The 8,901-nt window shown below is 67.9% G+C and carries 8 protein-coding genes; 2 read left to right on the plus strand and 6 right to left on the minus strand.

The features are described 5' to 3' along the window. Nucleotides 1–74: 74 nt before the first annotated feature. From FHR04_RS15975 to FHR04_RS15995, 5 genes are all read right to left on the minus strand, one after another. The gene (locus FHR04_RS15975; protein WP_139404289.1) at nucleotides 75–1,889 is read right to left on the minus strand and encodes an ATP-binding cassette domain-containing protein; all 1,815 of its coding nucleotides are present in this window, start codon (nucleotides 1,887–1,889) and stop codon (nucleotides 75–77) included. Nucleotides 1,890–1,962: 73 nt separating this feature from the next. After that, nucleotides 1,963–3,768, minus strand: a complete 1,806-nt coding sequence (locus FHR04_RS15980; RefSeq protein WP_139404290.1) for an ABC transporter ATP-binding protein — start codon at nucleotides 3,766–3,768, stop codon at nucleotides 1,963–1,965. A gap of 132 nt (nucleotides 3,769–3,900) precedes the next feature. Next, nucleotides 3,901–4,659: a peptidylprolyl isomerase gene (locus tag FHR04_RS15985; RefSeq protein ID WP_039683488.1), complete on the minus strand. Its 759-nt coding sequence runs from the start codon at nucleotides 4,657–4,659 to the stop codon at nucleotides 3,901–3,903. A 71-nt stretch (nucleotides 4,660–4,730) separates the two neighbouring features. Continuing rightward, nucleotides 4,731–5,306: a DUF1684 domain-containing protein gene (locus FHR04_RS15990; RefSeq protein WP_039683486.1), complete on the minus strand. Its 576-nt coding sequence runs from the start codon at nucleotides 5,304–5,306 to the stop codon at nucleotides 4,731–4,733. After that, nucleotides 5,300–5,536 (minus strand): RNA-binding S4 domain-containing protein, encoded by a 237-nt coding sequence (locus FHR04_RS15995; protein WP_139404291.1) that lies wholly within the window; start codon nucleotides 5,534–5,536, stop codon nucleotides 5,300–5,302. Before FHR04_RS15995 ends, FHR04_RS15990 begins: the two co-directional genes overlap by 7 nt. 255 nt (nucleotides 5,537–5,791) lie before the next feature. Here FHR04_RS15995 and ilvA point away from each other — a divergent pair, with 255 nt between their 5' ends. Next, the gene (gene ilvA, locus FHR04_RS16000; RefSeq protein WP_039683482.1) at nucleotides 5,792–7,342 is read left to right on the plus strand and encodes a threonine ammonia-lyase, biosynthetic; all 1,551 of its coding nucleotides are present in this window, start codon (nucleotides 5,792–5,794) and stop codon (nucleotides 7,340–7,342) included. A gap of 64 nt (nucleotides 7,343–7,406) precedes the next feature. After that, nucleotides 7,407–8,306: an oxygen-dependent tRNA uridine(34) hydroxylase TrhO gene (gene trhO, locus FHR04_RS16005; RefSeq protein WP_139404292.1), complete on the plus strand. Its 900-nt coding sequence runs from the start codon at nucleotides 7,407–7,409 to the stop codon at nucleotides 8,304–8,306. A gap of 111 nt (nucleotides 8,307–8,417) precedes the next feature. On the opposite strand, the gene FHR04_RS16010 is transcribed toward trhO, so the two are convergent. Beyond that, entirely contained in the window at nucleotides 8,418–8,621 is a 204-nt protein-coding gene (locus tag FHR04_RS16010) for a DUF433 domain-containing protein (RefSeq protein WP_139404293.1), read from the minus strand. Nucleotides 8,622–8,901: the final 280 nt, after the last annotated feature.

An 8,901-nucleotide genomic window follows, 5' to 3' on the forward strand; every position in this document is an offset into this window, starting at 1 on the left:
GTAGGCCGGGGCAGATGAAGGAGGCGCGCATCCCGTATGGGGATGCGCGCCTCTCTTCCTCCCGCTGTGACCGTTCAGCCCTGCGCGTGCTCAGCCCACAGGGCCTGCATCTCCTCGTTCCGGTCCAGCAATTCGGCCAGCGTGCCCTCGTCCACGATGCGTCCGTCCTGCATCAGCAGAATGCGGTCGGCCCGGCTCAGGGCGGCTCGGCGGTGGCTGACCACCAGACAGGTGGCGTCGGTTTCGCTGAACAGCCCGTCCCACAGCTGCGCCTCGGTGCGGGCGTCCAGGGCGCTCGACACGTCGTCGAAGACCAGCAGGTCGGCGTCCCTCGCCAGCATGCGGGCCACCGCCGTGCGCTGCATCTGCCCGCCGGAGAGCTTGACGCCGCGCGCGCCTACCGGCGTGTCCAGCCCCTGTGGCAGCTGCGCCAGATCCGGTTCCAGCACGGCCAGCCGCACCGCGCGGCCCAGCCGGGCCTCGTCGCTGCCGCTCAGGACGTTCTCGCGCAGGCTGTCGCTGAACAGGCTGGGAATCTGGGCAGTGTAGGCGCTGCGCGGCGGCACCAGGAACGAGGCGGGGTCTTCCACCGTCTGCCCGTTCCACTGCACGGTTCCGGACTGCGCCGGAATCAGGCCCAGCAGCGCCCGCAGCAGCGTGCTCTTGCCGCTGCCGATGCGCCCGGTGACCACCACGAACTCGCCCTGCCGCACGGTGAAGCTGGCGTCGCGCACGCCCAGTCCGCTGTCGTGGGTGGCGGTCAGACCTTGTACTGTGAATTCCTCCAGCGGCAGCTCCGGCGGCGCGGCGGGCGGGGCGGGCGGCTCGCTGTGGAGGTAGGCGGGGTGGTGCTCCACGATCTTGGTGTCGGGCGCGTCCTGCAGCAGCCGGGTCATGCGGTCATAGCTGACCCCGGTGCGGCGGTGGCGGGCAATCGCGTCGCCAAAGAACCCCATGCTGCCGGTCAGGCGCGGCAGCAGGCCGATGAACAGCACGAAGTCGGCCACCTCCAGCGCGCCGCCGCGAATCTTGTTGGCCCCCAGCAGCAACACCAGCCCCACGGCCAGATTGACCATGTTGGTGTTGACGCCCCGGATCAATTCCGTGAGCAGCACGTCACGCAGGGCGGCGTGGCGGCGGGTCTCGCCCAGCTTGCCCAGGTGCGCCACCATGCCGTCCTCGCGGGCGGCCAGCTTCACGGCGCTCACGGCCCCGAAGGTCTCGCCGATGAAGTCGGTGACGCGGGCGGTGGCCTCGCGCATGCGGCGGCGGTAACTGCGGATGGTGGGCGAGAGTTTCTGGACGAACACCACCATCAGCAGCAGCGGGGCGCACACCAGCAGCGTGATCAGGGGATCGACGCGGGCCATCAGCGCAATCGCCACCAGCGAGTACAGCACGAAGCCTGCGCTGTCTATCCAGACCTCCACGTAGCCGGCCACGTCCTCCACGTCGTCGCGGAAGCGGCTGACCGCCTCGGCAGGGGTGTCGGGCAGGCGGCGCGAGCCGGGGGTGGTCAGCAGGTAACCCAGCAGGTTGCGGCGCAGCAGCGCGTCCAGGGTGTACCAGATCTCGATAAAGGCCCGGAACGCCCCGTAGAAGATGCCGAAGCGGCTGGCCCGCACCACGGCGAACCACGCCACGGCGATCCAGGCCGCCGCCACCGCCGGGCCAATGTCGCCGCCGCTCTTTCGCAGCGCCTCGGCCGCGTCGAGTTGCCCGAACACGTGGCTGACTGCCAGGGCCAGCAGCGCGGGCGAGACATGCACCAGCCCCCACATGAACAGGTTGAAGGCGAACAGGGCCGGGCGATACGCGAACAGCCGCTTGGTCAGGGCGAAGGTGCGGTCCGGCGCGGTGGCAGGTTTGGCAGTGGGGACGGTGGTCATGCGGAGGCTCCGAAGGGAAAGGAAACGTCAGGGGTATACGGCGGGACAGGCCGCTGGAGGCGGAGACCGGAACTCATGCCAGCACCCCCACGCCCTCTTCTTCCAGCGTGCCTGCCCGCAGCAGTTCGGCGTAGTGGCTGCCGGGGTTGTGGGCCAGCACGGCGCGGGGGCCGTCTTCCAGTACCTCGCCGTCGCCCAGCACCAGAATCCGGTCGGCGCGGGCCACCGTGTCCAGCCGGTGGGCGATGATGATGGCGGTGCGCCCCGAGAGCAGGCGGGTCATGGCGGCGGTCAGCAGGGCCTCGGTGGCCGGATCGAGGCGGCTACTCGGCTCGTCAAGAATGATCACGGCGGGATCGCGCAGCATCACGCGGGCGAAGGCCAGCAGCTGCGCCTCGCCCGCCGACAGACTGCCGGTGGGCAGGGGCGTGTGGACGCCGTCCTTTAGACGCGCCAGCCAGGTGCCCAGGCCCACCTCATGCAGCGCGGCCTCCACCTCCTCGTCGGTGATCTGCGGATCGAAGAACGACAGGTTGTCGCGCACGCTGGCCTGGAACAGCTGCACGTCCTGCGTGACCACCGCCACCCGCCGCCGCAAGCCGTGCAGGTCCACATCCTGCACGTTCATTCCACCCAGCCGCACCGTGCCGGATGTCGCGTCGTACAGCCGCGAGACCAGCCGGGTCAGGGTGGTCTTGCCGCTGCCGGTGCGGCCCAGCAGGCCCAGGGTCTGACCGGCCGGCAGACTGAACGACACGCCGTGCAGCACGCCGCGCAGCTCCGGCTCGTCCGGGGAATAGCTGAACGACACATTCTCGAATTCCAGGGGCAGGGCGCCGTCCTCCGGCAGCTGTGCTGCGCCGCCGTGAATCGCGCTGCGCAGTGCCAGAATCTCGCCCACGCGGAACAGACTGGCCCCGGCCTTCTGCAACTCCTGCAACTGCTGCGTCAACTGATCGATGGGTTCTTCCACCAGACTCATGTAGTTGTACAGCAGGAAGGCCGTGCCCAGCGTGATCGCACCTGCCGCGTACAGGCCCACCGCCACCGACAGCACGCCCACGTAGCCCACCGCGAACAGCGCCATGCTCAGCTGCCAAACGATGCTGCGCCGCCGCCAAGAATTGACGCTGCGGGTAAAGAAGGTGCGCTGCGTGCGCAGGAAGGCGTTCAGGTGATGGCCGCCCGCGCCCAGGCTGCGGATGTCCTCCAGGCCTGAGAGGCGTTCTTCCACGAAGCCGAACAGCCGGGCGCTGGACTCGCGCTCCAGCCGGGTGGGTTCCACGCCCAGCTTGCGCACGCGGTTCATGGCGATCAGGGTGACCGTCGTGAACAGCGCCACACCCGCGCCCACGCGCCAGTCCTCGCGGAAGAACATGACCAGCGCGCCAATGAGGAGCAGCGCCGCGCCGAACACCCGCACCGCGAACTGCGAGAAGAAGTTGCTCAGGGCCGTCACGTCGCCGTCGATGCGCTCGATCATCTCGCCGGGGGTGCGCTCCTTGTGCTCGCGCATGTCCAGCGACAGCAGGTGCGCCATCAGGTCGACGCGCAGGCGGTTGGTGGCCGTCCAGCCCACCCGCGCCCCCACGTAGGTGGCCCCCGCCGTCATCAGCTGCACGCCGATCGCCAGCAGGATGTAGAAGCCGGCCAGCCGCGCCATCAGGCCCACGTCGGCGTCCGCGCCCAGCTTGGCGCTGTCCACGAAGCGGCGCAGCAGTTGCGGCAGCAGCAGGTTGAGGCCGGTGCCGGTCAGCAGCAGCGCGGCCAGCCCGGCCACCTGCCACTTGAGCGGCCCCAGATACACGCGCAGCACGCCCAGCGTCGAGGACGGTCTGGACGACTCGGAAGATTCTTGAGGGGCAGCGGGCAACGACATCTCTACAGGCTAGAGCGGCGCCGCCCCAATTGCATACGCTATGTGGCGCATTTGGGTCAGCCAGAGCAGAAAAACGGGGCAGAGGGGCGGCCCATCCGGACCCACCCTCCACCCCACTTCAACGGTTCAGCCTTAGTTCTTGGTCAGGATGCGCACCGACAGGATCTCGTCGGCCTTGGCCCCCGCGATCTCGGCATTCTGCGCGTCCATCGTGCGGGTCAGTTTGGGCAGCACATCGTCGCCGTTGACCACCTTGCCGAAGATGGTGTGCTTGCCGTTCAGGAAATCGGTGGGCGCAAACGTGATGAAAAACTGGCTGCCGTTGGTGGCCGGGCCGCTGTTGGCCATCGCCAGGATGCCCTCGGAGTTGAAGGTCAGCTTGGTGCGGAACTCGTCGGCGAAGCTGTAGCCGGGGCCGCCGGTGCCCCACTGCGCCTGCTTGGCCTCGTCCACGCTCAGCGGATCGCCGGTCTGGGCCATGAAGCCGTCGATCACGCGGTGAAAGCGGATGCCGTCGAAGTAGTGGTTGCGGGCCAGCGTCACGAAGTTGTTGACCGTCACGGGCGTTTCCTGCTCGTACAGGTCCGCCAGAATCTGGCCGCGGTTGGTGTCGATCAGGGCGTAGTAGTCCTTGCCGTCCTGCAGGGCCATCGCGGGTTCCTTCTTGAACTCGCGCACCGGTTCCTTGCTCAGCGGCGGCACCAGGGTGTAGCCCGCAGGAATCTCGCCCGCCGTGGTGACGGCAGGCGTGGCCGGCGCCGTTTCGGCGGGCTGTTCGGCGGTGGTCTCGTCCGGCTGGGTGGTGGCGGTGTCGTCCGCCTTCTTCTGGCAGGCGGTCAGCGCCAGCAGGGCGCTCAGCATCAGGGCAGTGGTCTTCACGGCGTTCGTCATAGCGCCCCACTCTAGAGCAGCAGGGCGCGGGCGAGCGTCCCTCCTTCGGTGGAGGACCCCCTACCCGAGACTCAGGACTCGGGCAGCCGCTCCCCGGCCCGGACCGCCACCGGCAGCACGTTCTCGCGCGGCGGCAGCGGGCAGGTCCAGCCGTCGCCGTAAGCGCAGTACGGATGGTACGCCAGATTGAAATCCACCGACACCAGCGCGTCGCCGTCCCCGTCCTGAATAGACCCGGTGCGGGCCAGGGGCGCGTCCAGATAGCGGCCCGCACCGTAGGTTTCCTGCCCGCTGGTGGCGTCGCGGAAGGGAATGAACACGCGCTGCGGCTGCTCGTCACCCAGCGGCGCAAAGACGCTCAGGGTGTGGCCGCTCTGGGACGATCCGGCGCCGGGCAGCGCCAACGTGACCGTGCCGTACAGCGCCATGGTGCGCGGCTGGCCGGTATTGGTGTCCAGGGTGAATTCGGCCTCCGGGCCAGGAAGGTTGAAGGTCAGCGGGGCGCTGAAGGTCCAGGCCGGGTCCGGCGGGTAGTAGCGCAGGCCATGAAAGGTGGCCGCGTCCACCGGACCATTTCCAGCGGCAAAGTGTTCGTCCTTGCGGCGGCGAAAGTCCAGCACCGCCTCCTCGTAGGGAGAGGTCACCAGTCCACCGTCAGCCGTTCCCCGGCGTATTCCACGATGTCGCCGCGCCGCAGCTTCTTGCGCCGGCGGGTCTCGATCTCACCGTTCAGCCGGACCTCGCCGCCCTGCACGCGGAACTTGGCCTCGCCCCCGGTGTCCACCACGCCGCTGATTTTCAGAAAGTCCTGAAGATCGATGGTGTCCTGCCCTCCGTCCTGCCCGCCATCCCGCACTGTGTCTCGACTGCCTGTCATGCGGGCAGCGTAGCAGGAGACGCGCCCCGACAGACAGTCTGACCACCATGCACCGTTGGTCAGAGCGGCGCCCCGCTTGTCTACAACTTTGAGTGCCGTCCCCTGGCCTCTCCCCTATGCTCGGCCCATGAGGGCGGCGCGAATTACCGGCAGGTCAGGGGTCAGCACCTGACAGCCGACGCGCTGCCACGAGTTTGCCCCCGCCAGTTCGCGGGGGCCTCTTTTTTGCCCCATGTGCCACAGGAGGCCACCAACATGATCCAGACCCAGGAATTTGAGCCCGGCCAGATGGACGCCATGGACGTGCTGCGGCTGGCCCTGACCGGCAAGGTGTACGGCGCGGCCATTGAGACGCCCATCAGCGAGGCCCCCCGCCTGAGTGCGCGCAGCGGCAACAGCGTGCTGCTCAAGCGCGAGGACCTGCAACCGATCTTCTCGTTCAAGCTGCGCGGCGCGTACAACAAGATGGCGCAATTGTCGCCGGAGCAGCGGGAGAAGGGCGTGATCACCGCTTCGGCGGGCAACCACGCGCAGGGGGTGGCCTACGCCGCGCAGGAGCTGAAGATGCGCGCGGTGATCGTCATGCCCGCCACCACGCCCGAGATCAAGATCGCCGGCTGCCGCGCCCGTGGCGCCGAGGTGGTGCTGCACGGCGACAGCTTCAGCGACGCCGAAGCGTACGCCTACGCGCTGCAAAAGGAACTGGACCTGACCTTCGTGCATCCCTTCGACGATCCGCTGGTGCTGGCCGGACAGGGCACGGTGGCGCTGGAACTGCTGCGCCAAGTGGAAACGGGCAACGGCTACACCGTGTTCGTGCCGGTGGGCGGCGGCGGTTTGATCGCAGGTGTGGCGAGCGTGATCAAGGCCCTGCGCCCCGACGTGCGGGTGGTGGGCGTGGAGCCGGACGACAGCGACGCCATGTACCAGAGCCTGCAGGCGGACACGCGGGTGCGGCTGGACACGGTGGGCATCTTCGTGGACGGCGTGGCGGTCAAGCAGGTGGGCGCCTACACCTTTGACCTGACCCGGCGCTACGTGGACGACTGGGTGCGCGTCAACACCGATCAGGTCTGCGCGGCCATCAAGGACGTGTTCGACGACACCCGCGCCGTGATGGAACCGGCCGGGGCGCTGGCGGTGGCGGGCCTCAAGCAGTACGCCGCCGAACGTGGCCTCAAGGATGAGACTCTGGTGGCCCTGACCTGCGGCGCCAACGTCAACTTTGACCGTCTGCGCCACGTCTCCGAGCGGGCCGAGATCGGGGAACAGCGTGAGGCGATTCTGGCGGTGACCATCCCGGAGCGAGCCGGCGCCTTCCGCGAGTTCATCGAGGTGATCGGCGCGCGGGCGGTGACCGAGTTCAACTACCGCTACGCCCCCCGCGCCGAGGCGCAGATTTTCGTGGGGGTGCAGCTGGCCTCTGCCGGGCAGCGCGGCGAACTGGTGGGCACGCTGACCGCGCGGGGCTACGCCGTGACGGACCTGACCGGCGACGAGCTGGCCAAGGTCCATATCCGTCACATGGTGGGGGGCCGCGCCCCGGAGGCCGAGGGCGAGCGCGTCTATTCCTTTACCTTCCCCGAACGCCCCGGCGCACTGCTGGAATTCCTGACGCACCTTCACGGGCGCTGGAACATCAGCCTGTTCCACTACCGCAACCACGGCAGCGCCCACGGGCGGGTGCTGGCCGGGCTTCAGGTGCCGCCTGGGGATGAGCAGGACTTTGCCGCCTTCCTGCACAGTCTGGGCTACCCCGCCGACGAGATGACGCAGAACCCGGCGTACCGGCTGTTCCTGACCTGACGGCTGCCCGGAACCGTCGTCCACAGTCCAAACGCCCCGGTCTGGCCGGTTATGCTTTCAGGGCATGAGTCCAGTTGTCGTCCCCCCCACCCCTTTCACCGTTCTGGCCCTGTACCAGTTCCGCCGCGTGCCAGACCCCGCCGCCCTGCGGGCCGAGTTGCTGGCACTGGGGCAGGCTTCCGGCCTGTGCGGCACGCTGATCGTCGCCGCTGAGGGCATCAACGGCACGGTGGCCGGGTCACGCGCGGCGATTGACGGCCTGAGTGATTTCCTGCGGACGGCGGGCTTTGACCGTTTGGAAGCCAAGACGTCGCACAGCAACGAGCGACCCTTCAAGCGCTTCAAGGTGCGCCTGAAAGCCGAGATCGTGACGCTGGGCCTCCCCGTCGAACCCACCTCGCAGGCCGGGCAATACGTGGAGGCGGGCGACTGGAACGCCCTGATTGCAGACCCCGATGTGGTGGTGGTGGACACCCGCAACCGTTACGAGGTCAGCGCTGGAACCTTTGAAGGTGCGGTCAACCCCGAAATCGACAGTTTCCGCGAGTTTCCCGACTGGCTGGACGCCCACGCCGAGCAACTGGCGGGCAAACGCGTCGCCATGTTCTGCACCGGGGGCATCCGCTGCGAGAAAAGCACCAGCCTGCTGCGTGAGCGCGGCTTCACGGACGTCTTGCATCTGCGCGGCGGCATCCTGAAATATCTGGAAGATGTGCCGGAAGAGGACAGCCGCTGGCACGGCGAATGCTTCGTCTTCGATGGCCGCGTGACCGTGGGCCACGGCCTGCGCGAGGGCGGAGCGCTGATGTGCCACTCGTGCGGCTGGCCGCTGGGCGTAGATGAGCGGGCGCACCCGGCATACGAGGAAGGCGTCAGTTGCCCCAACTGCGTGGAGGCGACGACGGACGCGCAGAAGGCGGCGTTTAGAGATCGGCAGCGGATGTATGACGCGCGGGGGAGTTAGGCCAGCGCCCCCGTTACCAGATTCTGCGCGGTGGTGGCGCGGTAGGCGGCAGCCCGGGCCGGGGCCTGGGCAGCCTGAAGGGACGGGGGCGCGGTGGTCTTGGGAGGAAGTTTACGGAGTTTGGAGGGTGGCCCAATGGGAGGCGGCGTCAATATCCTCGCGCTGCAAATCGGGGTAATCACGCAAAATCTCGTCGGCCTCCCTGCCTGTGCCCAGCAAATCCAGCACATCGCTGACCCGGATTAGCATGCCCCGAATACAGGGCCGCCCGCCGCACTGCGCAGGATTGACGGTGACGCGCTCCAGCAGGGTCATGGGATGAGTTCACACTGGGGCAACAGTTCGTCAGTTCAGGAGCAACGATACGCGCAAGGAGGAAAAAGTCGTGACCAAAGCGCTTTGCGTAAGCCTCAGCTTGCTCCTCAGTGGGTGCGTCAATCGCAGCAACCAGGATCAGATTGTTGCAACCCTCTGTACCGGACATCTTAGCTTCAAGCCGCTCCTGATGCGTGAAACGGCGTGCTCAGTAGCCTGACCAACTCAGGTAACTCGGGCAGGTTCCACCGCAGCGCATGGCACAGCTGTTCCGCGCCAT

Source organism: Deinococcus radiopugnans ATCC 19172 (genome assembly GCF_006335125.1).
GTDB classification, from domain to species: domain Bacteria; phylum Deinococcota; class Deinococci; order Deinococcales; family Deinococcaceae; genus Deinococcus; species Deinococcus radiopugnans.